At 49.2% G+C, this 24,247-nt stretch carries 20 protein-coding genes and 1 other RNA gene; 18 read left to right on the top strand and 3 right to left on the bottom strand.

From position 1 onward, the window contains the following. Positions 1-70: 70 nt before the first annotated feature. The 14 genes from ACTQ3K_RS02090 (at position 71) to ACTQ3K_RS02025 (ending at position 16,904) form a co-directional block, all read left to right on the top strand. Complete coding sequence (locus ACTQ3K_RS02090) at positions 71-1,618, top strand: putative DNA modification/repair radical SAM protein (RefSeq protein ID WP_441565291.1); 1,548 nt, start codon at positions 71-73, stop codon at positions 1,616-1,618. Between the two features lie 85 nt (positions 1,619-1,703). After that, positions 1,704-2,459 carry a TIGR03915 family putative DNA repair protein gene (locus tag ACTQ3K_RS02085; protein WP_441565289.1) on the top strand — a complete coding sequence of 252 codons (756 nt, stop codon included), beginning with the start codon at positions 1,704-1,706 and terminating at the stop codon, positions 2,457-2,459. Positions 2,460-2,661: 202 nt separating this feature from the next. Continuing rightward, the gene (gene deoC, locus ACTQ3K_RS02080; protein ID WP_441565287.1) at positions 2,662-3,321 is read left to right on the top strand and encodes a deoxyribose-phosphate aldolase; all 660 of its coding nucleotides are present in this window, start codon (positions 2,662-2,664) and stop codon (positions 3,319-3,321) included. Positions 3,322-3,367: 46 nt separating this feature from the next. Then, positions 3,368-3,856 (top strand): cytidine deaminase, encoded by a 489-nt coding sequence (gene cdd / locus ACTQ3K_RS02075; protein ID WP_441565285.1) that lies wholly within the window; start codon positions 3,368-3,370, stop codon positions 3,854-3,856. Positions 3,857-4,179: 323 nt separating this feature from the next. Then, complete coding sequence (locus ACTQ3K_RS02070; protein WP_441565283.1) at positions 4,180-5,136, top strand: ABC transporter permease; 957 nt, start codon at positions 4,180-4,182, stop codon at positions 5,134-5,136. 57 nt (positions 5,137-5,193) lie between these two features. Further along, positions 5,194-6,033, top strand: a complete 840-nt coding sequence (gene opp4C / locus ACTQ3K_RS02065; protein WP_441565755.1) for an oligopeptide ABC transporter permease — start codon at positions 5,194-5,196, stop codon at positions 6,031-6,033. A 12-nt stretch (positions 6,034-6,045) separates the two neighbouring features. Then, positions 6,046-7,047, top strand: a complete 1,002-nt coding sequence (locus ACTQ3K_RS02060) for an ABC transporter ATP-binding protein (RefSeq protein ID WP_441565281.1) — start codon at positions 6,046-6,048, stop codon at positions 7,045-7,047. Then, positions 7,044-8,012 carry an ABC transporter ATP-binding protein gene (locus ACTQ3K_RS02055; protein WP_441565279.1) on the top strand — a complete coding sequence of 323 codons (969 nt, stop codon included), beginning with the start codon at positions 7,044-7,046 and terminating at the stop codon, positions 8,010-8,012. Before ACTQ3K_RS02060 ends, ACTQ3K_RS02055 begins: the two co-directional genes overlap by 4 nt. A gap of 62 nt (positions 8,013-8,074) precedes the next feature. Continuing rightward, complete coding sequence (locus ACTQ3K_RS02050; RefSeq protein WP_441565277.1) at positions 8,075-9,733, top strand: ABC transporter substrate-binding protein; 1,659 nt, start codon at positions 8,075-8,077, stop codon at positions 9,731-9,733. 94 nt (positions 9,734-9,827) lie between these two features. Continuing rightward, the gene (locus ACTQ3K_RS02045; RefSeq protein WP_441565275.1) at positions 9,828-11,150 is read left to right on the top strand and encodes a M20/M25/M40 family metallo-hydrolase; all 1,323 of its coding nucleotides are present in this window, start codon (positions 9,828-9,830) and stop codon (positions 11,148-11,150) included. A gap of 56 nt (positions 11,151-11,206) precedes the next feature. Then, a non-coding RNA gene (gene ssrS / locus ACTQ3K_RS02040) (6S RNA) lies at positions 11,207-11,420 on the top strand. A gap of 150 nt (positions 11,421-11,570) precedes the next feature. Further along, positions 11,571-14,087, top strand: a complete 2,517-nt coding sequence (locus tag ACTQ3K_RS02035) for a SpoIID/LytB domain-containing protein (protein WP_441565273.1) — start codon at positions 11,571-11,573, stop codon at positions 14,085-14,087. Positions 14,088-14,203: 116 nt separating this feature from the next. Further along, positions 14,204-16,159 carry a CHAP domain-containing protein gene (locus ACTQ3K_RS02030; RefSeq protein WP_441565271.1) on the top strand — a complete coding sequence of 652 codons (1,956 nt, stop codon included), beginning with the start codon at positions 14,204-14,206 and terminating at the stop codon, positions 16,157-16,159. Positions 16,160-16,460: 301 nt separating this feature from the next. Beyond that, on the top strand, positions 16,461-16,904 hold the full coding sequence (locus ACTQ3K_RS02025) for a hypothetical protein (protein WP_441565269.1): 444 nt from the start codon (positions 16,461-16,463) through the stop codon (positions 16,902-16,904). Between the two features lie 428 nt (positions 16,905-17,332). Here the strand turns inward: ACTQ3K_RS02025 and ACTQ3K_RS02020 are convergent, their stop codons facing one another. Beyond that, positions 17,333-17,590: a helix-turn-helix domain-containing protein gene (locus tag ACTQ3K_RS02020; protein WP_441565267.1), complete on the bottom strand. Its 258-nt coding sequence runs from the start codon at positions 17,588-17,590 to the stop codon at positions 17,333-17,335. 228 nt (positions 17,591-17,818) lie between these two features. On the opposite strand from ACTQ3K_RS02020, the gene ACTQ3K_RS02015 reads away from it, so the two are divergent. After that, complete coding sequence (locus ACTQ3K_RS02015) at positions 17,819-18,142, top strand: sporulation initiation factor Spo0A C-terminal domain-containing protein (protein ID WP_441565265.1); 324 nt, start codon at positions 17,819-17,821, stop codon at positions 18,140-18,142. Positions 18,143-18,293: 151 nt separating this feature from the next. Here the strand turns inward: ACTQ3K_RS02015 and ACTQ3K_RS02010 are convergent, their stop codons facing one another. Both ACTQ3K_RS02010 and rpmB read right to left on the bottom strand, forming a co-directional pair. After that, the gene (locus tag ACTQ3K_RS02010) at positions 18,294-19,307 is read right to left on the bottom strand and encodes an ABC transporter substrate-binding protein (protein ID WP_441565263.1); all 1,014 of its coding nucleotides are present in this window, start codon (positions 19,305-19,307) and stop codon (positions 18,294-18,296) included. Between the two features lie 226 nt (positions 19,308-19,533). Beyond that, positions 19,534-19,719: a 50S ribosomal protein L28 gene (rpmB, locus tag ACTQ3K_RS02005; protein ID WP_441565261.1), complete on the bottom strand. Its 186-nt coding sequence runs from the start codon at positions 19,717-19,719 to the stop codon at positions 19,534-19,536. A 225-nt stretch (positions 19,720-19,944) separates the two neighbouring features. Between rpmB and ACTQ3K_RS02000 the strand changes: the two genes are divergently transcribed. From ACTQ3K_RS02000 to recG, 3 genes are all read left to right on the top strand, one after another. Further along, on the top strand, positions 19,945-20,304 hold the full coding sequence (locus tag ACTQ3K_RS02000; RefSeq protein ID WP_441565259.1) for an Asp23/Gls24 family envelope stress response protein: 360 nt from the start codon (positions 19,945-19,947) through the stop codon (positions 20,302-20,304). 15 nt (positions 20,305-20,319) lie between these two features. Beyond that, the gene (locus ACTQ3K_RS01995; protein ID WP_441565257.1) at positions 20,320-21,993 is read left to right on the top strand and encodes a DAK2 domain-containing protein; all 1,674 of its coding nucleotides are present in this window, start codon (positions 20,320-20,322) and stop codon (positions 21,991-21,993) included. A 155-nt stretch (positions 21,994-22,148) separates the two neighbouring features. After that, on the top strand, positions 22,149-24,206 hold the full coding sequence (recG, locus tag ACTQ3K_RS01990; RefSeq protein ID WP_441565255.1) for an ATP-dependent DNA helicase RecG: 2,058 nt from the start codon (positions 22,149-22,151) through the stop codon (positions 24,204-24,206). Positions 24,207-24,247 lie beyond the last annotated feature (41 nt).

The raw sequence follows: 24,247 nt of genomic DNA, 5'->3' as shown, positions 1-24,247 counted from the left end.
TCCTGATCGCATGTGGTATTCTTATATCGAACATATATTCGACATAAAGGGCAGACAGTGGAGGACGGATATGGAACTGGCGGAGCGTGGCATGGAACTGAAGGAAAAACTTAGAATTCTGGCGGATGCGGCGAAATACGATGTCGCATGTACGTCCAGCGGAGTAGACCGGAGAGGGAAAAAAGGAGATCTGGGAAATTCGACAGCGGAGGGGATTTGTCACAGCTTTGCAGCGGACGGCCGATGTATCTCCTTGCTGAAGATCCTTCTGACAAATCATTGTATTTATGACTGTAAGTATTGCATCAACCGGCGTTCCAATGATGTGGAACGGGCTGCATTTGCGCCGGAGGAGATTTGTCGCCTGACTATGGAGTTTTACCGGAGAAATTATATTGAGGGGCTGTTTTTAAGCTCGGGAGTACAGCGGTCGCCGAACGATACTATGGAGCAGATGTATCAGGTATTGTACCGGCTGCGGAACCAGTACCGGTTCCGGGGATATATCCATGTGAAAGCCATTCCGGGAGCCGATGAGGTTCTTCTGGATGCAGTGGGAAGACTGGCCGACCGAATGAGCATCAATCTGGAGCTTCCAACGGCGGAAAGCCTTCATAGGCTGGCACCGCATAAGAGCCGCAGTACGATTCTGACGCCCATGAAACGGATTCGGGACGGAATTATGGAGGCCAGACTTTCGCAGGGCAAGAGTCCGCTTCTGGAACGGGCGTATGGAACCGACCGGTTTGTGGCGGGAATCTTTAAAAATCGGGAGCGTCTGTTTGAACGGAGTGATTCGGTAAACAATACCGGAGAATCTGAAATTATGCCGGGAACTGCTGGATCGGGAGAAAGCGGAGTGCTGTCCGGAAATCCCGGAAAGCCCCTGCCGGTGTTTGGCGGAGGCTGGGAGAGCAACGGGGCTTTTGCACCTGCGGGACAGAGTACCCAGATCATCGTGGGAGCAACGCCGGAAACGGATTATCATATGCTCCGGACGGCTCAGGCTCTGTATCGGAATTATGATCTGAAGCGGGTCTTTTATTCGGCCTATGTCGGGATCAATGAAGATCCGCTTTTGCCCGATCCGGGGGAAAAGCCTCCGCTTTTACGGGAGCACCGGCTGTATCAGGCGGACTGGCTGCTGCGGTTTTACGGGTTTCGGGCAGAAGAGCTTTTGACGGAGGAACGTCCGAATTTTAACGTGTTTCTCGATCCGAAGTGTGACTGGGCAGTCCGCCATCTGGAGCATTTCCCCGTGGAGATCATGCGGGCGGATTATGAGACACTTTTACGTGTCCCGGGAATCGGTGTCAAATCTGCCAGGCGGATTTTGACGGCAAGGCGAATGGGAAGCCTGGATTTTCCGGATCTGAAGCGTCTCGGTGTGGTGCTGAAGAGGGCTCATTATTTTATCCTCTGCGGCGGAAAACAGATGTTTCCTCTGGAACTGGAAGAAAACCGGATCACAACGGGGCTGATCAGCGACAGCCGGAAAAAGAACTGGGAGCTGGAACACCGGGAAAGCTTCCGGCAGATGAATCTGTTTGATGATATGCATCTGACGGTCTCCCCTCTTTTTGAGGATATACAGAAGGCCGCATGGGGGGAAATTTGAAATTAAAAGCGGTATCAATGAGGAAAAAGAATTCAGAAAAATCTTCTGGAAAGAACGGCGGTATGGACGGAGAAGGGAGTGTTTTATGAAAGGATTTTTGTGTGAACCGACGTTGGATGGCGTCTTTACCGGAATCTATGATATCTGGGCGGATCGGGAGAAGGCGGATCATAAGAAGCTGTTTCTGGAGGGAGAGTATGAACCAGAGCTGTTTTTCGATTATTTAAAAGTTGAACCGGACAGTAAAAAGGCAGAAAAGGTGGCAAGATCGGTAAGAGGGAAGATTTCACCGCTGGCTTATCGCTGGCTATGTCTGACGGCGCTTTCTTATGCGGAAGACCGGGCGGATGCGGCATACCGGTTTCTGATCCGGGGATTTCAGACAGGATGCGGCATAACGGATTGCCTGCAGGAACCTGAGGTGGCCAGAGTATTTGAATTGTCCAGAAAGACAACTCATGAAGCCCATCAGTTTCGGGAATTTATCCGGTTTGGACAGCTCTCTAACGGAAGCCTGTTTGCCAGGATCGCGCCAAAGTGCCGGGTGGCGACGCTTCTGGCTCCGCATTTTGCGGACCGGTTTTCCGGAGAAAACTGGATGATCTTTGATGAAAGCCATGGGGAAGCCGTGCTTCACCGGCGGATGGAGCAGTGGTGGGCGGCAAGCCTTTCGACCGATGAGGCGGAAGCATTTCGAGAACGATATGCAGAGCCGGATGGTTATACCGGCTTATGGCAGACGTTTGTTGATTCCATTGCCATTGAACAGCGGAAAAATCCGGACTGTCAGAGAAATCTGTTTCCCAAATGGATGCGGAAGTATGCGACCGAACAGTTTTAAGAGGACAGAAATCAAAATGACATCGCTTGCTGCGCTGCTGCAGGGCACGGAGACTTCTATGATGATCACTAATCAGATTAGTTAATGGAAAATACTGTACCTTTCGAAGCAAATATGATATAGTAGAACTGATGCTTCTCGGACAGAGAACAAACAAGCCGCCGGAAAGAAAACGGGACTGCGCGGGGAAAAGGAGAATGATATGGATAGAAATGGGATTTTAAAACTGGTGGATCATACACTGCTGGCACAGACTGCAACCTGGGAGGAGATCAAGGTGATCTGCGATGATGCTATCACCTATGGAACAGCATCGGTCTGCATTCCGCCTTCTTATGTAAAGCGGGTAAAGGAATACGTGGGAGATAAGATGGCAGTCTGCACAGTGATCGGTTTCCCGAACGGTTACAATACAACTGCGGTAAAGGAATTTGAAACAAAGGAAGCACTGAAAGAGGGTGCGGATGAGATCGACATGGTGGTGAACCTGGGCGATGTGCGGGACGGAAATTTTGAAAAGGTGACGGATGAGATCCGGACCTTGAAAGCGGCTTGCGGTAATAAAATTTTAAAAGTGATTGTTGAGACCTGTCTCCTGACGGAAGAAGAGAAGATCGCGTTATGCAAGGCTGTAACAGAGGCAAAGGCTGATTTCATCAAGACTTCTACCGGTTTTTCCAAAGCAGGTGCAACGTTTGAAGATGTAGAGCTGTTTGCAAAGCATATCGGTCCGGATGTAAAAATCAAGGCGGCCGGCGGAATCAGCTCCTTTGATGATGCGGAGAAGTTTGTGGAGCTGGGAGCCAGCCGTCTGGGAACCAGCCGCCTTGTAAAAATTATGAAAGCCGAGGCAAATGCCTGATTCAGACGACTGGAAAGAAAAACAGTTACGGGAGGCAAATGGGTCCATGAGAAAAGAATGTACAATTTCGGAAGCAGCGCTGAAAGTCGGGACAGATCCGGAGACCGTGCAGTCTCTGATCAGCATGGCGGAGCAGATCTTGCCGCTGGCTTATGCGCCGTATTCCGGATTTCATGTGGCGGCAGCGTTGTTATGTAAAGACGGAACTGTCTATACCGGCTGCAATGTGGAGAATGCCTCCTATCCGGCTGGAATCTGTGCGGAGCGTACCGCAGTTTCCAAGGCGGTGAGCGAAGGAAAGAGAGAGTTTTATGCGATCCTGATTATGGGAGGAAACGCGGGCAGAGCGGAAGGATTCTGCCCGCCCTGCGGGATCTGCCGCCAGGTGCTCCGGGAATTTGTGAATCCGGAAGAATTTCAGGTGATCCTGGCGAAACAGTCCGGCGAATATCGGATGATGACGTTGGAGGAGCTGTTGCCGGAAAGCTTCGGACCGGATTTTGCAGAATATGGGAATTTATCTAAAATGCAATAAAACTCGGTCAGATATTCGAAATAAGGAATGAAAGAACAGAGTATTTGATAAAATACAAAAGAAATCGTTGAAAACTTGACTTTTTCTGTGAAAACTGATATAACTATAGAAATCATTTTGAGCACACGTCGGCATCATCAGGAAGAAATTTAGTAATGCGGATGAAACGGAACTAAAATTCAATAAAGCAGATGACTATGGATAAATAGGCCCTGATTGATTGATTACTGTCAGCCTTTTTATTTTTTTTAAAACAATCTGTTGGCACGTTCAAGTGTGAAAGTACCGGGCTCAAAGGAAGCAAAGGGAAAAGGAGGAAGTTTATGAAACTGAAGTACATAGGGAAAAGAATCCTGATCATTATCCCGACCTTCATTGGTATTACAATCCTTGCCTATGTTCTGTCATCGATGGCTCCCGGTGATCCCATCGACATGATCATAGGAAACGCACAGGTCAGCGCGGCAGATGTGGAACGCCTGCGTCATCAGTATGGTCTTGACCAGCCGGTGATTATCCAGTATTTCCACTGGTTTGCCCGAATGCTCCAGGGTAATTTCGGAGTGTCCTATCGAACCTCGGAGCCGGTGCTCCAAATGATCTTAAATCGTATGGGACCGACGCTTCTGATCACCATTACATCGGTTGTGGTATCGATACTTCTGGCGATTCCCATGGGGGTTGGAGCAGCAGTAAAGCCTTATTCTGCATGGGATTACATTGCCTCCGGATTTTCCTTCCTGGCAGCGGCCGCTCCCAATTTCTTTGTCGGCCTTCTGCTGGTGTACTTCTTCGGTGTCAAGCTAAAAGTACTTCCTACCAGCGGTATGTATTCTTCCGGTGGAGTGAAAACCTTTGCAGATCTTCTGAGGCATATGATTCTTCCGATTGTCGTGCTTGCGTTCCAGCAGATCGGTAACCTGATCCGTCAGGTCCGCGGCAGTATGCTTGAGGTTCTTCAGGAGGATTATATCCGGACTGCAAGAGAAAAGGGCCTGAAGGAGAAGCGGGTTATCTTAAAGCACGGTCTCAGAAATGCTCTGATCCCGGTTGTTACTACCATCGGCATGAACCTGCCCTTTATCGTGGGCGGCGCTGTAGTAACTGAGCAGATCTTCAGCTGGCCCGGAATCGGTACACTGATGGTTCAGTCCATCAATGCGAGAGATTATCCCTGTATCATGGGAATCACCGTATTTATAGCTTTGGTTGTACTGATCGGAAACCTGATCACAGACCTGGTATACGGTCTGCTGGATCCCAGAATCAGCTATAAATAAAAGAAGGAGGAGATACAGGTGAGCAGCGAAAACAAGAAAAAAAAGAAAAGCTCTTACATGCACGACGTGATGGAACGTTTTATGGCACATAAGCTTGCTGTTATTGGACTTGCACTGATCATTCTTCTGATCATTTTAGTCATCGTTCTTCCGCCGATTTTAAAGCTTGATCCCTATACATCGTTTTCCAAGGGCGGTTTCAATCAGAAGCCCAGTGCGGAGCACTGGCTGGGAACAGACCGGACCGGCCGTGATATTTTTGCACGTCTGGTATACGGCGGACGGATCTCTCTGGTGGTAGGTCTGTTATCCACGGTAGTTTCCATGGCAATCGGTGTTCCTCTTGGACTGCTGGCGGGCTATTACAGAGGCTGGGTGGAAACGGTGATCATGAGACTGGCCGATATCTTTATGTCCTTCCCGGCCATGATGCTGATTCTGGTTCTGGTAGCGGTGATCGGACCTTCCGTAGCTTCTATTACCGTTGTTCTCGGCATCCTAGGCTGGACTCAGTTCGCGAGACTGATTCATGGCCGTGTGCTTTCGGTCCGTGAGAAAGAGTATGTGGAGTCTGCGAAAGCGATTGGTACAAAGAACTGGCAGATCATTACCAAGTATATTCTGCCAAATTCCTTTGCCCCCTGTCTGATCGCCATGACCTTCCGGACGGCTTCTTCAATCTTAATGGAGGCATCGTTAAGCTTCTTAGGTATGGGTGTTCAGCCGCCGACCGCTTCCTGGGGCAACCTGATGTATGATGCACAGTCCATCGTTGTTCTTTCCAAGCAGCCCTGGACCTGGGTACCGCCGGGAATTTGTCTGGTGATCACTGTCTTAAGCATCAACTTCTTCGGCGACGGACTCCGTGATGCCCTTGACCCGAAGATGAAGATATAGGAGGAGACAGCCATGCAGGAACAGAAGCCTTTATTGGAAGTAAAGAATTTAAGAACCTATTTTTATACAAGAAAGGGTGTTGTGCCCGCAGTTGACGGCGTGGATTTCCAGATCAAACCGGGTGAGATTCTCGGTATCGTCGGGGAATCCGGCTGTGGAAAGAGTGTCACTTCCCTTTCGATTTTGAACCTTCTGATTGACTATGCCAAGATCGAGGAGGGCAGTGAGATCAATTTTGAAGGAAAGAATCTGGCAGAGTTCAGCAAAAAGGAAATGTGCCAGGTCCGCGGCAAGGATATTGCCATGATCTTCCAGGATCCCATGACATCGCTGAATCCGGTTATGACCATTGAGAAGCAGCTGATGGAGACGGTTCAGGCTCATCAGAACGTTTCCAAGGCAGAGGCGAAGAAGCTGGCGCTGGAAATGATGATCAAGGTCGGAATTCCTTCCCCGGAGAAGAGACTGAAGGAGTATCCCCATCAGCTTTCCGGCGGTATGAAGCAGAGAGTCATGATTGCCATGGCGCTGATGTGCAATCCCAAGCTTCTGATCGCTGACGAGCCGACCACCGCGCTGGATGTTACGATCCAGGCGCAGATCCTGAAGCTTATGAGGGATCTGAGAGATGAGACCGGTTCCGCGATCATGCTGATCACCCATGATATGGGTGTGGTTGCTTCCATGGCAGATGCGATCATGATCATGTATGCCGGAAGAGTGGTGGAATATGGAAGTGCTCAGGAGGTATTTGCAAATCCGAAGCACCCGTATACCAGAGGCCTGCTCAAGTCCATTCCCAGACTGGACGAACGGGTGGATACGCTCTTTACCATCGAGGGGACGGTACCGAACCAGTATGATATGCCGGCCGGCTGCAAGTTCTGGCCCAGATGTCCTTACGCGACAGAAAAATGTAAGGCAGAGGAACCTGCACTGGAGAAATACGGAGACTGCCAGGTGCGCTGCTGGAATTATGATGGAAAAACTTTAAAGGAGGAGAGCGAAGCATGAGCGAGTATTTAGTTGAAGTAAAAGACCTGAAAAAGCAGTTCGTTGCCTCCAAGAGTATTTTTAAAAATAAAAGTACTTATGTTAATGCGGTAAATGGAATTACACTGAATATTAAAAGGGGTGAGACCCTTGGACTGGTAGGTGAATCTGGCTGTGGAAAATCGACTCTGGGACGGACGATCCTGCGCCTGATACCGGCGACCTCCGGACAGGTGATTTTTGACGGTCAGGATATTGGGAAGCTGAGCAATGAGGATATGCGCCAGATGAGAAAGCGCATGCAGATGATCTTTCAGGATCCTTATTCCTGCTTAAATCCCAGAATGAATATTCTGGAATTAGTCCGTGCACCTCTGGATGTATTCAAGATCGGAACCCGGGAAGAACGTGTGGAGAAGGTAAAGGAGATGCTGGAGATCGTCGGCATGGGAGAACAGCATATGATGCGATATCCTCATGAATTTTCCGGCGGGCAGAGACAGCGTGTTGGCATTGCCAGAGCTCTGATCTCCAATCCGGAGTTTGTGGTCTGTGATGAGCCGGTATCTGCGCTGGATGTTTCTGTTCGTGCGTCTGTTCTGAACCTGATGAATCAGCTTCAGGAGCGCTTTGGCCTGACCTTCCTGTTTATTTCCCATGACCTGAGCGTGGTAAAGCATATCAGTGACCGGGTTGCAGTTATGTATCTGGGCGGTATTGTGGAGATTACTTCAAAAGATGAGCTTTACAAGAATCCGCTTCATCCGTATACAAAGGCACTGCTTTCCGCGATCCCTCTTCCGGATCCGTCCAGAAAAGCAGCACCGAAGATTCTTGAGGGAGACCTTCCGAGTCCTTATAATCCGCCGACCGGCTGCCGGTTCCATACCAGATGTGAACACTGCACAGCCAGGTGCAAAGAAGAGGCGCCTGTCCTGAAGGATATGGGCGGCGGACATCAGGTGGCATGCCATCTGTATGAGTAGGGTATTGTCCGGCTCTGCCGGTTAATACAAATATATAATATTATCAATGGAGGAACAACACGATGAGAAAAACGACACGTTTTCTGGCAGCGATCCTTGCCGGTGTGATGGTTCTCGGCATGGCAGCCTGTGGCGGAAGCGGAAGCTCCGACGGCACAAAGGCAGCAGACGGAACCAAAGCAGCAGACAGCAGCGCGACCGGAGAAAAGACCGTCACCGTAGCAATCAGCAGCGCATGGGCAAGCTGGTGCCCCTACTTTGATTCCGGAAACTACACCGATATTATTTCTGACCAGCTTTATGACCGTCTCTGGGTAACTCATAAGGACGGCACCGTAGAGCCCCGTCTGGCAGAAAGCTATGAAGTCTCTGAGGATCATACCTATATGACCATTCATCTGAACAAGAATGCAAAGTTCAGTGATGGAGAAGCGGTAACGGCAGATGATGTTATCTACAGTGCAAAGCTGGATACCAATCCGGAGTTCAACTCTGTAAAGAGAGACCAGATGAAGTACGTAAAAGGAACCAACAACGGCGGTGTTTGTGAAAACGAAGCAGAGCTTGGCTGGGAGAAGATTGACGATTATACAGTTAAGCTGACCTTCAAGCAGGCCATGAATGAGCTTCCTTTCCTGACCATGATGAACCGTTACTTCTATGTGGTACCGGAGCATGTTTACAGCAAGTATACCGCATCGGAATTAAACGATGCACAGATCTGGAAAGACAGCCTGGTTGGTTCCGGTCCTTACCGTTATGACAGCTCCATCGATGGTGAGCGTGTAGAACTGGTAAAGAATCCGGAGTATTTCCTCGGAACTCCCGATGTTGACCGTCTGGTGATCCGTGTGGTAGAAGGAAGCCAGCTGCTTTCCGGTCTGATGAGTGATGAGATTGATGTAATAGCAGGTGCAGGTGTTGCAACTCTGCCGCTGTCCGACTGGCCGGCAGCACAGGAAGAGGAGAATCTGGAAACTGTCTCCACCCCCAACTTTGCTTACCAGGCAATGATCATCAACACCACCAGCGATAAGATTCCCAATGCTGAGTGCAGAAATGCCCTGAACATGGCAATCAACCGCCAGGCAATCGTTGACAACCTGCTGGAGGGTGAAGGAACTGTTCTCTACGCTCCGTTCAGCGATGAGCATCCTTTCGTAGATACGTCCAAGCTGAACCTGCCTGCTTACGATCCGGAGAAGGCAAAGGCACAGCTGGAGGCAAACGGCTTTGATTTCAGCCAGACTCTGGAGCTGATCGTTCCGGTCGGCAATGAAGTCCGTATCCAGTCCACGGTTCTGATCCAGCAGGATCTGGAAGCCATCGGTGTCAAGACCAACATTACACAGTATGATTTTGCTACGCTGATGCAGATGATGCGTGATGGTGAGTATGATCTTGGTATGTGTGGTTCCGCAGGCGGCATTGATCCTACAGAGCCTACAGGCTGGCTGGGACTTGGCACACAGCAGAATTTCCCTTGTATTCAGGATTATTCTTATTCCGAGCTGTTTGCAGGCGCAAATGCAATTCTGGATCTGACAGAGCAGGAGGAAGCTTTCACAGCTGTATGGCAGCATCTGCTCGATGATTCACCGGTATGCTACCTGTATTCTTCCAATAACCTTCAGGCAAACAACAAGAGAGTGACAGGCGTTGATTATGACAATGCATGCCAGCTTGAATGGTGCACCTGGAAGTGGAAAGTGGCTGAATAAGTCTGTACAGTACAGGCGGCCCCAGCGGCCGCCTGTTTGTGTAACTGGAATTTGTAGGATTCTGTGTTATAATGAAGAAAAAAGGAGAAGGAACATGAACGAGATGTATGTAAAGCATTTGCAGGGCATGGTGCAGATCCCGACACTCTCCAATGCAGATGATTCCAAGATAGATTTTTCCCAGTTTGAAAGGTTTCATAATTATCTGGAAGAAATCTTCCCTAATATCCATCGGGTCATGGAACGTAAGATCATCGGAAAAGCAGGTCTGCTCTATAAGTGGACCGGAAAGAAATCCGATAAGCTTCCGGTTCTTCTGATGGCACACCAGGATGTGGTTCCTGAGGGAGACCATGCGAAATGGGAGCATGATCCTTACGGGGGCGAGATCGTAGACGGCTGCCTTTGGGGGCGCGGAAGTACCGACTGCAAGCAGGTGATCCTGGCGGAGATGGAAACCGTGGAAGCGCTGATTGCGGAAGGGTTTGAGCCGGATTATGACATTTACCTTGCATATGGCTACAACGAAGAGGTTCAGGCACCGGTGAAGAGTGCCAGGGAGATCGTGGCTTACCTGAAGGACCAGGGCGTAAAGCTTGGCTGTGTGTTTGATGAAGGAAACGGAATCAGTGACGGTCACGCCATGGGCTATGACGGATATGTATGCCGCGTGGAGCTTGGCGAGAAAGCATATCATGATTATGAGATCTATAAGGACTGTGCCGGCGGTCATTCCATGGAACCAGGACGGGGAACAGCTCTCGGTTCGGTTGCCAAAGCAGTAGTAGCCATCGAGGCGAATCCATTCCCTTACCGTTTAACAGACATTGTGGAAAATCAGTTAAAGGCAACGGCCCGCTGCATGACCGGAAAAATGGCAGAGATTTACGCAGATCCCAGAGGACACTGGGAAGAGCTCTGTGCGCTGGCAAAAGAGGATAAGAAGCTGGATTCCCTGCTTCATACCACCTGTGCCGTTACTATGGCGTCCGGAAGCCAGCAGTCCAACATCCTTCCGGAGCATGCCAGCGTGATCGTCAATTGCCGTGTGCTCCAGGGTGATACCACAGAGGATCTTCTGAATCATTTTAAGAGCATTATCCCCGAAGATGTTCAGGTGCGGAAAATCATGGGAGAGGATCCGGAGCCGGCAAGCAGTGTGGATGGCCGTCCCTATAAGCTGATCGAGGAGATCGCGAAGGCCAATTATGGGGAGCATGTTCTGGTAATTCCCGGTCTTCTGGCCGGAGGAACCGATTCCCGGTTCTACAGCGAGATCTGTGACAATGTATTCCGCCATACAGGTTTTTACCGTGATGACCGCTGGGGTGCGGCACATCAGGTCAATGAAAAAATACCCTGTGATGCGCTGGAGTCTGCTGTAAAATTTTACCGTGGTCTGCTTTTAAGATATTAAAATTTTACCCTTGCCACAGCGTTTCATCTGGTATATAATAGGGCTCAGGTAAGGTATTCAACCTGAGGTGTTCGAGAATCCTGTATGTGTTTGATCCTACAATTATAAAAAGGGATTCCTACCATCGATGGATTGATGTAAGGCCTCCGGTAAATGGAAACATTTATCTGCTTCGGCGTTGTTGAGAGGAAAACTGAGAGTTCATTTGCGGTTTCCCACCTAGCGAGGGCTAGGTATCAAAAATGCAGGAAACGGCACTTTGGGTGAATACGAAAGAAAAGGGCAGCATATTATTTTAATAATATGCTGCCTTTTATGTTTCATAAGAACGTGCGTCCTATGAAACAAAAATGTTCCGCGAGAATGTCTCAAAGCACATTCTTGGTTGTCTGAAAATCAAATCGGCAGCGGGAGGTATGGATGAAAAAGAAACGAAACCGGATATCCCGTTATGGAAAGGTGATACTTGTCTTGATGCTGGCAGGACTGTCGCTTGTCGGCTATCTTATTTTTATCCGCAGTAAAGTACATACCAAAGGAGAAATTTCTCTGGCGCTTGCGGCCAGGCAGACTGCACTGGTTCTTGCAGAAAAGGATGATATTCAGGCGGCGGATCAGAGCCGGTTTTCCGTGGAAGAACGGGACAGCTGGTATGTTCCGTACGTATCTTATTTATACGAAGCCGGAATTTGGGATCCGGAGGAGATCAGACCTGACAGAACGGAATTGGGAAAGTGGATGACCGTAGAGAAATTGCTGAACATGAAGGAAAAACTGCTGCCTGAGCAGGAGGATACCGTTTCCGGGAGTGGGACGGAGATGCAAACGGAATTGAATTCAGAAGAGACACTGGTTTCACAGGAAAAGGAAGATATGAGTAATGATCCGTTGGATGGAGTTACTAAGGTGCAGTGGCAATCGTTCCTGGATCAGCTGGCTGCTGTTTATGACACAGCTGGAAGGCTTCAGGAAAAGGAGCTGTTGGTCCTTGGAACCTCCAACCAGACGGAGGACGCAGGAGCCTGGGAGGTCTGCACCGATCAGGGGAGGTTCCGGTTCTGCGGTCTTACCTTGTCCGGTCTGGAGGACAGGCTGATCCGGGCAAGAGTTGTGGGAGATGAGCTTTTTTCCGTAGAAGAAACCGTTTCGGAAACAGTAACTTATCAAAATGTATGGCTTGAAAAGACGGAAAATGGAGAGCTGTGGGTGGAATTATATGGAATCAGCCGAAAATTTCCGGTAACAAACGCCAGGGAAGCGTGTCAAAGCTCTGTGGCGGATCTGACTTTGGAGGAAGGAGCCATACGGACGATTTTTCTGAAAAAAGAGCGGATTCGGGGAACCCTTCAGGCGGTATCGGACTCTGCATTGGAGATTGAGGGATATGGAAGCGTTCCGCTGGCGGAATCCTTTCATGTTTATGAGATTTTTGATACCGTTCGGGAGCTGTCACCGGAAGAACTTCCGGTCGGTTCCGATCAGACGGAGTTTGTGGCGGCAGAGGGGAAAATCTGCGCGGCACTGATCGGGCGGAGTGAAGCGGCATCGGAGGCAATCCGGGTTTTGCTGACGGATTACAAAAAGGGCGAGATTTTCCATGAAACGGCTGGATTTACCTGCGACCGGGATTTTACAATCTATTACGGAGAAAAAAGTGAACGACATCCGGCAGGAGAAACGGTGGAAATCGGCCGGGAGGACGAACGGTTCCGATCCGGGGCAGAGGCAGGAACAGAGGTTGGAGCAATTCGGATAGAGCCGGATGCAGGCGGAAAAATCGGATTCACCAGTTTCTCCAGAAAATACGGCCAGCCCTGGTATGAAGGGAGCGTGGAGCTTGCGCTCCAGGAAGAAGGAATTCTGATTATCAATGAGGTGGATTTGGAAACGTATCTTTGCTATGTAGTACCCAGTGAAATGCCGGAGAGTTATGGGCTGGAGGCATTGAAGGCTCAGGCAGTCTGTGCCAGAAGCTATGCCCGACGACAGCTGGAGGGCAGTGTATACACGGGGTATCATGCCGATGTAGATGATACCACAGCCTTTCAGGTATACAACAATACGGAAACAGATGAACTGACCAGACAGTCGGTGGCTGAGACGGAAGGACAGGTCCTTACTTATGAAGGGAATCTGATCACTGCGTATTATTATGCGACCTCCTGTGGATTCGGGAATGACATTCAGATCTGGGGCGGAGCTGAAGAACAGGCGCCTTATCTGAAAAGCCTGTACATGGAGCGGGAGGCGGAAGAGATACCGGATCTGTCCCGGGAAGAGGTCTTTCGTACATTTTTGGATCAGTCCGATGAGCAGAATCTGGAATACCATGCTCCCTGGTACCGGTGGCAGACCATGGTGACGGCTGATCAGTTAAAGACTATGGTAGATCAATTTTTGACCGGATACGCAAAAGAACACAGAGAACTGATTTCCGTTGGGACAGATGGAACGGATCCTGAAACAGAAACAAAAACAGGGGCGGAAATGGAAACAAAAACAGGATCGGAAACAAAAATGGGATCAGAAAAGAAATCAGAGGCGCTTCCGGAGACACTTGGTTCGATTCGGCAGATCACTGTTCTGGAACGGAGCGGGAGCGGCTATGTGAATCGATTGCGAATTGAGGGCGATGAAGGTACCATGGAGATTTTGCGGCCCGGAACAGTCCGACAGCTTCTCGGAAACACGGATCTGGTTTATGAAAAGCGGGACGGCAGCACTGCTGACGGAAGAGCGATTCTTCCCAGTGCAACGATTTATCTGGAAGAGATCCGGGAAGGAGAAACCCTTGCCGGTTATCGGATCCACGGCGGCGGCTATGGCCATGGCGTTGGCATGAGTCAGACAGCGGCCAGTGCGCTGGCCGGAAGCGGTTATGGGTATCAGGAGATTTTAGGGTATTTTTATCCGGGGTGCCGCGTTGACAATCCCTGACCGGTATTTTATAATAATAAAATATGGTGTTTGAAGAGAATCCGTCTGATCCATATAGAAACCGGCGGAGCAGGTCAAACAGACAGAAAAACAGAAGGAACAGCAGGAGAGAATACATGAGAAAAAAGATTTTGACAGCACTGCTTCTGATCCTGGTGATCATGACACTGCTTCCGTATGGAGGAAAAACAGTGGAAGCGGCGTCTGCCGACGAAGCGATGGCATGGGTACAGAGCCAGGTGGGAAATTCTATTGATTATGACGGTGCATACGGCGCACAGTGCGTTGACTTTATCAAGGCATATTATAACTATCTTGGCGTGACGCCGGTACGGGGAAACGGACGGGATTATGCCACCAACGCGCTTCCGTCCGGCTGGACCAGGATACAGGGGGCACAGCCGCAGAAGGGTGATATTCTTGTTTATCTGGGAAGCAGTTCCAATCCTTATGGACATGTGGCAATCTACGAATCGGATTATGTGACGTACCATCAGAATTATGGCGGAAAGCAGTATGTGACAAAGATCACCAACCGGGCTTATAACAATATGGGACTTCCCTACTGGGGCGTGATCCGTCCCGGATTTACCGCACCGGCAGAAGTGACAGTTCAGTGGAATCTGGCTGTGGAGGCGGTTCAGTGCCGGAATGCAAAGATTGTGGGAACGGTTACGGCAAGCGCCGATGTGGCATTTACCAGGGCAGGTGCATTTGTATGGGATGCTTCTGGTACGCTGGTGGCACAGGCCGATGAGGCAGTGAGCAGCTATGGTTCCTATCTGCCGAACTGGTATGATCTGAATGAGGAACTTGGGGCAGTGCTTAATTCCGGAACATCCTATACGTATCAGTTCTGGTGTGAATTTGGCAGCAACCGTTATTACAGCCCCTACGGAGGCTTTACAACGGCCTCCTATGATCCTGTGGGATATCTGGAAAATGTATGGGTGGACAGCGGAGATCTTTATCTCCAGGGATGGGCGCTGGATGAAGATGATCTGTCCGAACAGCTTCTGATCCGTGTCTATGTGGGAGAACATTGTTATGAGATTACGGCCAATGCACAGCGGGACGATGTCAATCAGGCATATCCAGGCAGCACCGTATGGCATGGAATCTCCGAAAAGATTCCCATAGAAGAGACGGGAATGCAGATGGTGACGGTTTATGCAGTTAATACAAAAGGCGGAAATGACACGCTGTTGGCGGGGCCGATGTCTGTCCTGATTCCGGGCCGTGATGCAAAGCTTGTTATGGAAAACGGTGTTCCGTATGTGTATGATTCCAACGGAGAACTGATCCGGAGCGCTACGCCGGTGATCGGAGGCAATAAATATTATGTGGATGCCAATGGCATTGCCCAGTCGGGCTGGCTGCGTCTGGCAGACTGGCAGATGTACTTTGATCCGGAGACCTATGCGGCAAAAACCGGGGTTGCAAAGATCGGAGACAAGGCGAATCTGTTTGACAAGAACGGAGTCGAGATCTTACGGTCACGAACAGAGGTGATCGATGGTAAGAAATACTGGTTCCAGCCGGACGGATCGCTGATGAGCGGCTGGTGCAGACTGGGAGACTGGACCATGTATTATGATCCGGAAACTTATGTGGGAGCAAGAGGATTAACGGTGATCGACGGAGTTCCCTATGTGTTTGATGAAAACGGCGTGCTTATGCAGAATCAGACTCCGCTGATCGATGGAAAGAAGTACTTTGTCAATGGAAGCGGAATTGCCCAGTCGGGCTGGCTGCGTCTGGCAGACTGGCAGATGTATTTTGATCCGGAGACGTATGAAGCCGCAGTCGGAATTGTAAAGATCGATGGAAACGCCTATCTGTTTGATGAAAACGGGGTAGAGATCCTGAAGTCCAGAACGGAGGTCATCAACGGAAAGATCTACTGGTTCCAGCCGGATGGTTCGCTGATGAGCGGCTGGTGCAGACTGGGAGACTGGACCATGTATTTTGATCCGGAGACGTATGAGGCGGCTGTGGGACAGGTAACCATTGACGGAGTGGAATACCTGTTTGATGAAAATGGGGTACTTCAGGGACAAAGACCGGCATAGAGAATAGAACCTGTAAATAAAAATTGAAGGATGGAAGAATCGTTATCAAATCGCCGTAGTGTTAGTGCACTGCGGCGATTTTTATATAAGTGGAAATTGATTATAGAAAGCCGAAAACAGTGTTCCGGGACAAAGAGGATCCTTTGGTTGAAAATCATGTTTAAATATAGTACATTTAGAATAGAATAAAAATAAAATAAGAAAAAAAATCCCCGAATATGCAGGAAAAACTACCAAATATGCTATTAAAAATGGCGGGAAATGTAATCTATTGTATACTGCTAAGAGTGGGAGAGAGTCTATGAATACAAAAAGAAAACGGCGTTATTTTTATCATGATATGGCAAATCATTTACAGGTTGCTTCCCGTATGAGTCCGGAAGATGGAAACGCATATCTTGAAGAAATGATTCAGAAGTCGGGAATAAAGCTGAAAAATATAAAACACACAGACCAGACAGAGGCGTTTGGCGAACTGATGAAATGCCTGGATCGGCTGCAGGATCAGAAAGTGGGTTCGGAGAAACCGCCAGACAGACGGGAATTGGCGGTTCAGTATCTGATCGAATCGAAAAAGCAGGAATGTGTACGGAATAAAATCGAAACGGAATTTTTGATTCAGCTGCCGGCTGACCGGTCGGTATTATGCAGTGAGTGGGTCAGCCTGCTGGGAAATCAGGAAGATATGGAATATCGGATAATTGAACCGAATAATTGGGGAAGACCACATGGGAAGAAGAACTGACGACAACATACTGGTTCGGAAAAGCTTCTGACAGTGGAAATCCGGACGATATGCGGTATCGGACGATTGAACCATATCGTTGGCGGAAGGAGAAATAGGCAGAATCAAGAAGCTTTCATGTTTTGAAACGGTGTGAAATGCTAAAAAGCAACTGGAATATGTGAAAGTCTGAGACAGCAGGGATTGAAAATAACGGGTTCTTATGAGTGTGATTCGAGAATGTGTTTATGTTCAGTTTCCTGCTGTCTTATTGTTCATTTTTAGCGGTTAAAATCAACGGGTAGATTGTAAAATCAAAGGAATATAAAAATAGAATATGGAACAGATATAAGATTATTGGAATGAAATCTACTGGATGCTGTGATGAGAAAAGAAAAGCCGAAATGAAATTTTATAAAAAAGAGGTTTTACAATCGAAAGAAATTTTTTCAGAGCGGCTTGAAGAGCTGAAAGGGTTCTACCTCAAGAGATGCGGCCAGATCAAATAAAACCTCCAGTGTCGGAGGATTGGTAAAGGAGGAGGACTCGATCAGGGAAACATATTTTGCCGAAATTTCCGCGCGGGCAGCAAGCTGCTCCTGGGTGAGCTGCCTCTTATGCCGGAAATAACGGAGATTGAGGGAGAGGGTCCGATAGAAATCGGAGTTCTGCTGTTTTGGTGATTTGGCCTGAGACAATCGAAACACCCCTTCATAGCTGCCGGTTTGTGAGAAAATTTCAGTTCCGTAAGAACTTTAGTTACTCTATTATTTTAGAAAAAAATTAAACGATTTTGAACACAACGTTAGTGGATATAATCCTACTATCAGTAGAAAAAATGAAAAATAATTCAATAGAAATACTTGCAATTCTCTCATTTAAATAGTACATTATAAGTAGCACTTATAACAACAGAAGAAAGGGGCGGGGACAAGATGAATCGAGAAGAGATGGAGAGAGAATTGTATTTTCTGAAAGGGTACAAAGGGTATGCGTGTCTGATGACCTGTGTGGAGAAGGTATGGGAGGATGAGTCCAGAGTGGTAGAGATGAGAAAGCTGGTATATCGTCCGGCGGCGGAGGCATGCGGCATGACACTGGAAAATCTGGAGAGAAATCTTCGGACGATCCGGGATGTATTTTTTAAATGCGGAGGTGCGGCGCTGCTGAGAAAGCATCTGCCGAATTACCGGTTTAGGACGGAAGAAATGTATCCGAGAGAACTGGTTTTGGCACTGGCATCCTGCCGGACAAGTTAAAGCTATCATAAACAGGAAGCGGGAGCCTGTCAATGATTCGGCGGAAAACGATGGAAAAAGACAAAAGAGTGGGAAAACGGAAGAAGGTTTTTCGGGAAACTCAGAAAAGGCCGGAGGAACTGCGGCAGGCAGTCCTCTGGCCTTTTCGATGCTATTTTTGAACCGCTTTTCTGGCGTATTCGGTGGTGACAAGATCCTCGTAGGGAACCGGTTCTTCCAGTTCACCGGCATCCATCAGAATTTCCTGTAAAAGCGTAAAGCTTTCTTTCTGGAAGATCAGGTCGGTTTTCCAGGTATCCTGAGAGAGATAACGCTCCACGATGGCAGTGATGGTGGATGTTTCGGTTTCGGAAAACTGCGGTTTGATCACGGCAGCGATTTCTTCTGCGGTATGACTGTTTACATAGTCGAGACCTTTCTGGATCGCGTTGGTGAAGCCCTGGATCAGCTTTGGATTTTCTTTCAGGTAGCTTTCACGGGCACAGTAAGCGGTGTAGGGGACGTAACCGGAATCCACGCCGAGAGAGGCAACAACCGTTCCGGCTCCTTCCAGTTCCACCTTGGTTGCAAATGGCTCGAATTCCACGGTATAATCGGCATCACCCTCCATGAATGCGGCAGCTGTCAGACCGAAATCGATGCTCTGGTCGATGGTCACATCGGTTCTGGGATCAATGCCATGCTGTTTCAGGATATATTCAAAAATCATTTCCGGCATTCCGCCTGCGCGGCCGCCGAGAACCGTGGTTCCCTTCAGATCTTCCCACTGAAAATCCGGATCGGAATTCCGGCTGACCAGAAAATTCCCGGCACGCTGGGTGAGCTGGGCGAAGTTGACGGCATAATCTTTGCTGCCTTCCGCATAAACATAAATACTGGCTTCTGAACCCATGAATCCGATCTGGGCATCGCCGGAGATCAGAGCCGTCATGACTTTGTCGGCACCGGCGCTGTTGACCAGTGTAAGGTCAATGCCTTCGTCTTTAAAATACCCTTTTTCGATGGCAACATACTGGGGAGCATAGAAAATAGAGTGAGCTACTTCACTGAGGGTGACAGGTGTTATGGTATCATTGGTTTTTTGCTTGCCGCAGCCAGGGAGAACTGAGCAGAAGAACAAGAGAAGAATGAAGCATAAAAGAGGTGTACGGGTAAGCTTTTTCATGAAAAACCTCCGGAATCCGTTGGTCTAGTATATGGAGATGGAAGAGAATCCGTGAACGGATGACAGACGATTTCCGGGAATATACAGAACGGAAGGATATTGGAGCAAGAAAAGAGCCGCCGACAGCGGTTCATGACATTTTTGCACACAAAAAATACCTGTTCGAACTTTATTGCTAAAGTCAGAAACAGGTATTTTCTTCGTTGTTTTCATTCAATTCCAAATCTTATGCTCTTTCAACAAGACCGGACTTTAAGCAAGAAGTACATACATTCATCTTCTTGGTTCCGCCGTTCACTTTCACACGAACAGACTTCACGTTGGAACTCCACATCTTACTGGACTTTCTATTAGAATGACTTACGTTATTTCCGAAGTGAGCACCCTTCTCACAGATTGCACATTTGGCCATGATAGCACCTCCTTATACAGATTTGGCTGGCTTACGTCCACGCCAGACCCATAACGTTTAATATGATATCAGATATTCCGGGAAAAAGCAAGGGAAATTATCTGGAAAATTAAAAAAATTCTTATTTCTTTTTTTGGTGAAACGGGGTATAATACCATAAGATAGGTGCAGTGCGGAAAAATAAGGTTCTGTCGGCACAAAAGAAAGAGAAACGGAGGTCAGCTTATGAAATGTCGGATCAACAACATGATGGGCGAAATCTTGATTGATACAGATGTGATTGCAAAGTATGCAGGCAGCGTGGCTGTGGAATGCTTCGGAATTGTCGGAATGGCAGCAGTCAGCATGAAAGACGGACTTGTAAAGCTGTTAAAGCGTGACAGTCTGACCCACGGGATCAATGTGGAGGTGGAGGACAATAAGCTCCATCTGAGTTTCCATGTGATCGTATCCTATGGGGTATCGATTTCTGCAGTTGCGGATAATCTGATTGAGAATGTAAAATACAAGGTTGAAAAGTTTACGGGCATCGAGGTAGAGAAGGTCAACATCTTTGTCGAGGGTGTCCGGGTAATCGACTGTTAATAGGAGGACGCTTAAGTGGCAGGTAATGTGATAGATGCGGCTCTTTTGAAGAAAATGTTCCTGGCGGGTGCTCAGGGGCTGGAGAGCAAAAAGGAATGGATCAATGAACTCAATGTATTTCCGGTACCGGATGGAGATACGGGAACCAATATGACGCTGACGATTATGTCGGCAGCGAAGGAAGTACAGGCCATTGAAAATCCTGAGATGGCGGCGCTTGCGAAAGCAATTTCGTCCGGTTCTCTGCGCGGCGCAAGAGGAAATTCGGGTGTAATCCTTTCTCAGCTTCTGCGTGGATTCACCAAGGAAATCAAGACAGTTGAGGAGATTACCACGGCGGTTCTCGCAAAAGCGTTCCAGAGAGCCACGGAGACTGCTTATAAGGCTGTTATGAAGCCTAAGGAGGGTACAATCCTGACTGTGGCAAAGGGCATGGCAGATAAGGCTGCGGAGCTTTGTGACAGTACGGAAGATATGGAGATCTTTTTAAAGGAAGTCATTGCTTATGGCGATGAGGTCCTGGAGCAGACACCGGAAATGCTTCCGGTCCTGAAGCAGGCAGGGGTTGTGGATTCCGGCGGACAGGGTCTTATGCAGGCACTGAAGGGCGCTTATGACGGCTTCCTCGGAAAAGAGGTTTCGCTCAAGGTGGAGGCTCCTGCGACAGGAACCGCCGCATCGGCAGCCGGTGCGGCAATGGATGATGTGGAGATCAAATATGGGTACTGTACCGAGTTTATCATCAATCTGGAAAACCATTACGATGAAAAGACGGAGCAGGAGTTCAAGGCATTTCTGGAGTCCATCGGTGATTCGATTGTTCTGGTATCTGATGACGGTCTGGTAAAGGTACATGTACATACCAATGACCCCGGCCTGGCGATCCAGCGGGCTCTGACGTATGGCTCCCTGTCCAGAATGAAGATCGACAACATGCGGGAAGAGCATCAGGAGAAGCTGATCAAGAACGCGGAAAAGCTGGCAGCTGAGCAGAAGGCTGAAGAGGAAAAGAAGAAAGAAGAACCCCGGAAAGAGGTTGGATTTATTGCCGTTTCCATCGGCGAAGGCTTGAATGAGATCTTCCGTGGCCTGAACGTGGATTATCTGATCGAGGGCGGCCAGACCATGAATCCCAGTACAGAGGATATGCTGACGGCCATCGACCAGGTTAATGCCGATACCATTTATATCTTCCCGAATAATAAGAATATTATCCTGGCGGCGGAGCAGGCTATGCATCTGACTGAGGACAAGAAGATTGTGGTGATTCCGTCCAAAACGGTGCCTCAGGGTATTACCGCCATCATTAATTTCATTCCCGAGCTTTCCGCAGAGGAAAACAGGGAAACCATGATCCGGGAGATGGCGCGGGTAAAGACCGGTCAGGTGACTTACGCAGTACGTGATACCTCGCTGGACGGCTTTGAGATCCATGAGGGTGACATCATGGGGATCGGTGATCACGGAATCCTGGCAGAGGGAACTGAGGTGGAGCAGACAGCGCTGGAGCTTCTGAATGCCATGTTGGATGAAGAGTCCGAACTGATCAGTATCTATTTCGGGCAGGATGTGGAGGAAGCTGCGGCAGAGCAGTTCCTTGCCAAGGCGGAAGAAGCGCATCATGATGTGGACATCGAGCTTCATTTCGGTGGCCAGCCGATCTATTACTATGTAATTTCTGTAGAGTAGAGAGCGAATATGCAGAACTGTTCCTGGAAACCGGATTGAAAATGAATGGACGAAAGGGACAGAACGATTTATAAAGAAGGGAATTTCTCCGTAAGGGAAGTTCCCTTCTGTGCAGTTACAGCCGATGAATGATATGGCAGAAAGGCGGTAGAACCATGAGGCTTTCAGATCCGGTGACGGCCATCAGGGGTGTCGGAGAAAAAACAGCGGAGCTTATGAGAAAGCTTGGAATTGAGACGGTGGAGGAGCTTCTTCATGCGTATCCGAGAAATTATGACCGGTATGAGCCGCCGGTGCGGATCGAAGAGATCAAACGGCCGGGAATCTATGCCGTCTGGGCCTCTGTGGCAAAGCGGCCGGAGGTGAAGCCGACAAAACGGTTAAAGGTGGTGACGGCGCTTCTGAAGGACGAAAGCGGACTTTTACGGGGAACCTGGTTTAATATGCCATATCTGGCCAATACCCTGCGCCCGGGCAGCTTTTTCGTATTCCGCGGCCGGGTGGTACAGACGCCTCAGGGGCTTGCCATGGAGCAGCCGGCGGTTCTTGGCCGGGAGGATTATCAGAAGCTTCTTCACACAAGACAGCCGGTGTATAACCTGACAGCGGGGCTGACCAACAAAGCCATGGCAAAGGCGGTGGAACAGGCTCTGGACTCTGTTCCCGTTCAGAAGGACTATCTTCCGGAGGAGATCCGAAAGGGACGGGAGCTGGCGGAATATAATTATGCCATCCGCACCATTCATTTTCCTCAGAATGAGGAGGAGCTTCTGTTTGCCAGAAAGCGTCTGGTGTTTGATGAATTCTTTTTGTTTGCCCTGACGTTGGCCCTGCTTCGCGGAAGCAATGAGGCGAAGGAAAACGGATTTCCGGTGACGGACTGGAGCCTGGCGGATCGGCTGGAACAGTCGTTGCCCTATGCACTGACCGGAGCGCAGAAGGACACACTCTCCGATATCCGGCGGGACCTGGGCGGAAAAACTCTTATGAGCCGGCTCATTCAGGGAGATGTTGGATCGGGAAAGACCATTGTGGCGGTCATGGCACTTCTTGCAGTGGTGCAAAGCGGATACCAGGGGGCTATGATGGCGCCGACAGAGGTGCTGGCGAGACAGCATTATGAATCCGTCTGCCGTCTGCTTGAGCAGGCGGGAATTGCATGTAAAACGGTGCTGCTGACAGGCTCCATGACAGCAAGACAGAAGCGGGATGCTTATGAGAAGATCCAGACCGGATATGCGAAGATTGTTATCGGAACCCATGCACTGATCCAGGATAAGGTGATTTTTGATAACCTGGGACTGGTCATCACCGATGAGCAGCACCGTTTTGGTGTTCAGCAGAGAAAGCTATTGTCGGAAAAGGGCGGGGAGCCCCATGTGTTGGTCATGAGTGCAACTCCGATCCCGCGGACCCTGGCGATCATCCTGTATGGTGACCTGGATATCTCCATCATGGATGAGCTCCCGGCAAAACGGCTTCCCATTAAAAATTGTGTGGTGGGTCCGTCCTACCGCCCCAATGCGTATCGATTTATCGCCGGAGAGGCGGCAAAGGGACGGCAGGTCTATGTGATCTGTCCGTTGGTAGAGGAAAGTGAGCTGATGGAGGGGGAAAACGTAGAGGATTATACGGAAAAATTAAGGCAGGCGCTTCCGCCGTCGGTCCGGGTGGAGTATCTCCACGGAAAAATGCGGGCAGCTGCGAAGGATGAGATCATGGCACGGTTTGCGGCAAACGAGATCCAGGTACTGGTATCGACGACGGTCATCGAGGTCGGCGTTGATGTGCCCAATGCCACGGTCATGATGATCGAAAATGCGGAACGGTTTGGACTGGCCCAGCTCCATCAGCTGCGCGGCCGGGTCGGACGTGGGCAGCATCAGTCCTATTGTATTTTTGTGAATACCTCCGGGGAGGAGGAAAACAAGCGGCTGGAGATTCTGAACAGGTCCAATGACGGCTTCTATATTGCCTCGGAGGATTTAAAGCTGCGGGGACCGGGAGATATTTTCGGAATCCGGCAGAGCGGCCTGGCGGAGTTTTCCATCGGAGATATTTACACGGATGCCGAGGTGTTAAAGGAAGCGGGAGAAGCGGCAAAGAGGATCCTTTCGGAGGATCGGACGCTGGAACTTCCGAAAAACCGGGTGCTCCGGGAAAAGCTGGAGCTTTCCCTGGAAAAACGGACGGAAGCGGCGCTTGCTTTATAAGAATAAAATGACACCGGCGTTATAAAACAAAGCGGTATGTG

Origin of the sequence: Candidatus Paralachnospira sp. LCP21S3_A2, from assembly GCF_052118925.1 — a bacterium.
GTDB lineage: Bacteria > Bacillota > Clostridia > Lachnospirales > Lachnospiraceae > Lientehia.
This window is presented reverse-complemented; position numbering and strand designations above follow the sequence as displayed.

Bases quoted from the DNA above. Each gene is read 5' to 3' on its own strand.
- ACTQ3K_RS02010 (WP_441565263.1), bottom strand. From the start codon at position 19,307: ATGAAAAAGCTTACCCGTACACCTCTTTTATGCTTCATTCTTCTCTTG.
- ACTQ3K_RS02090 (WP_441565291.1), top strand. From the start codon at position 71: ATGGAACTGGCGGAGCGTGGCATGGAACTGAAGGAAAAACTTAGAATT.
- deoC (WP_441565287.1), top strand. From the start codon at position 2,662: ATGGATAGAAATGGGATTTTAAAACTGGTGGATCATACACTGCTGGCA.
- ACTQ3K_RS02085 (WP_441565289.1), top strand. From the start codon at position 1,704: ATGAAAGGATTTTTGTGTGAACCGACGTTGGATGGCGTCTTTACCGGA.
- ACTQ3K_RS02025 (WP_441565269.1), top strand. From the start codon at position 16,461: ATGAATACAAAAAGAAAACGGCGTTATTTTTATCATGATATGGCAAAT.
- opp4C (WP_441565755.1), top strand. From the start codon at position 5,194: ATGCACGACGTGATGGAACGTTTTATGGCACATAAGCTTGCTGTTATT.
- ACTQ3K_RS02030 (WP_441565271.1), top strand. From the start codon at position 14,204: ATGAGAAAAAAGATTTTGACAGCACTGCTTCTGATCCTGGTGATCATG.
- ACTQ3K_RS02045 (WP_441565275.1), top strand. From the start codon at position 9,828: ATGAACGAGATGTATGTAAAGCATTTGCAGGGCATGGTGCAGATCCCG.
- ACTQ3K_RS02060 (WP_441565281.1), top strand. From the start codon at position 6,046: ATGCAGGAACAGAAGCCTTTATTGGAAGTAAAGAATTTAAGAACCTAT.
- ACTQ3K_RS02015 (WP_441565265.1), top strand. From the start codon at position 17,819: ATGAATCGAGAAGAGATGGAGAGAGAATTGTATTTTCTGAAAGGGTAC.
- ACTQ3K_RS02070 (WP_441565283.1), top strand. From the start codon at position 4,180: ATGAAACTGAAGTACATAGGGAAAAGAATCCTGATCATTATCCCGACC.
- recG (WP_441565255.1), top strand. From the start codon at position 22,149: ATGAGGCTTTCAGATCCGGTGACGGCCATCAGGGGTGTCGGAGAAAAA.
- cdd (WP_441565285.1), top strand. From the start codon at position 3,368: ATGAGAAAAGAATGTACAATTTCGGAAGCAGCGCTGAAAGTCGGGACA.
- ACTQ3K_RS02055 (WP_441565279.1), top strand. From the start codon at position 7,044: ATGAGCGAGTATTTAGTTGAAGTAAAAGACCTGAAAAAGCAGTTCGTT.
- ACTQ3K_RS02050 (WP_441565277.1), top strand. From the start codon at position 8,075: ATGAGAAAAACGACACGTTTTCTGGCAGCGATCCTTGCCGGTGTGATG.
- rpmB (WP_441565261.1), bottom strand. From the start codon at position 19,719: ATGGCCAAATGTGCAATCTGTGAGAAGGGTGCTCACTTCGGAAATAAC.
- ACTQ3K_RS02035 (WP_441565273.1), top strand. From the start codon at position 11,571: ATGAAAAAGAAACGAAACCGGATATCCCGTTATGGAAAGGTGATACTT.
- ACTQ3K_RS02000 (WP_441565259.1), top strand. From the start codon at position 19,945: ATGAAATGTCGGATCAACAACATGATGGGCGAAATCTTGATTGATACA.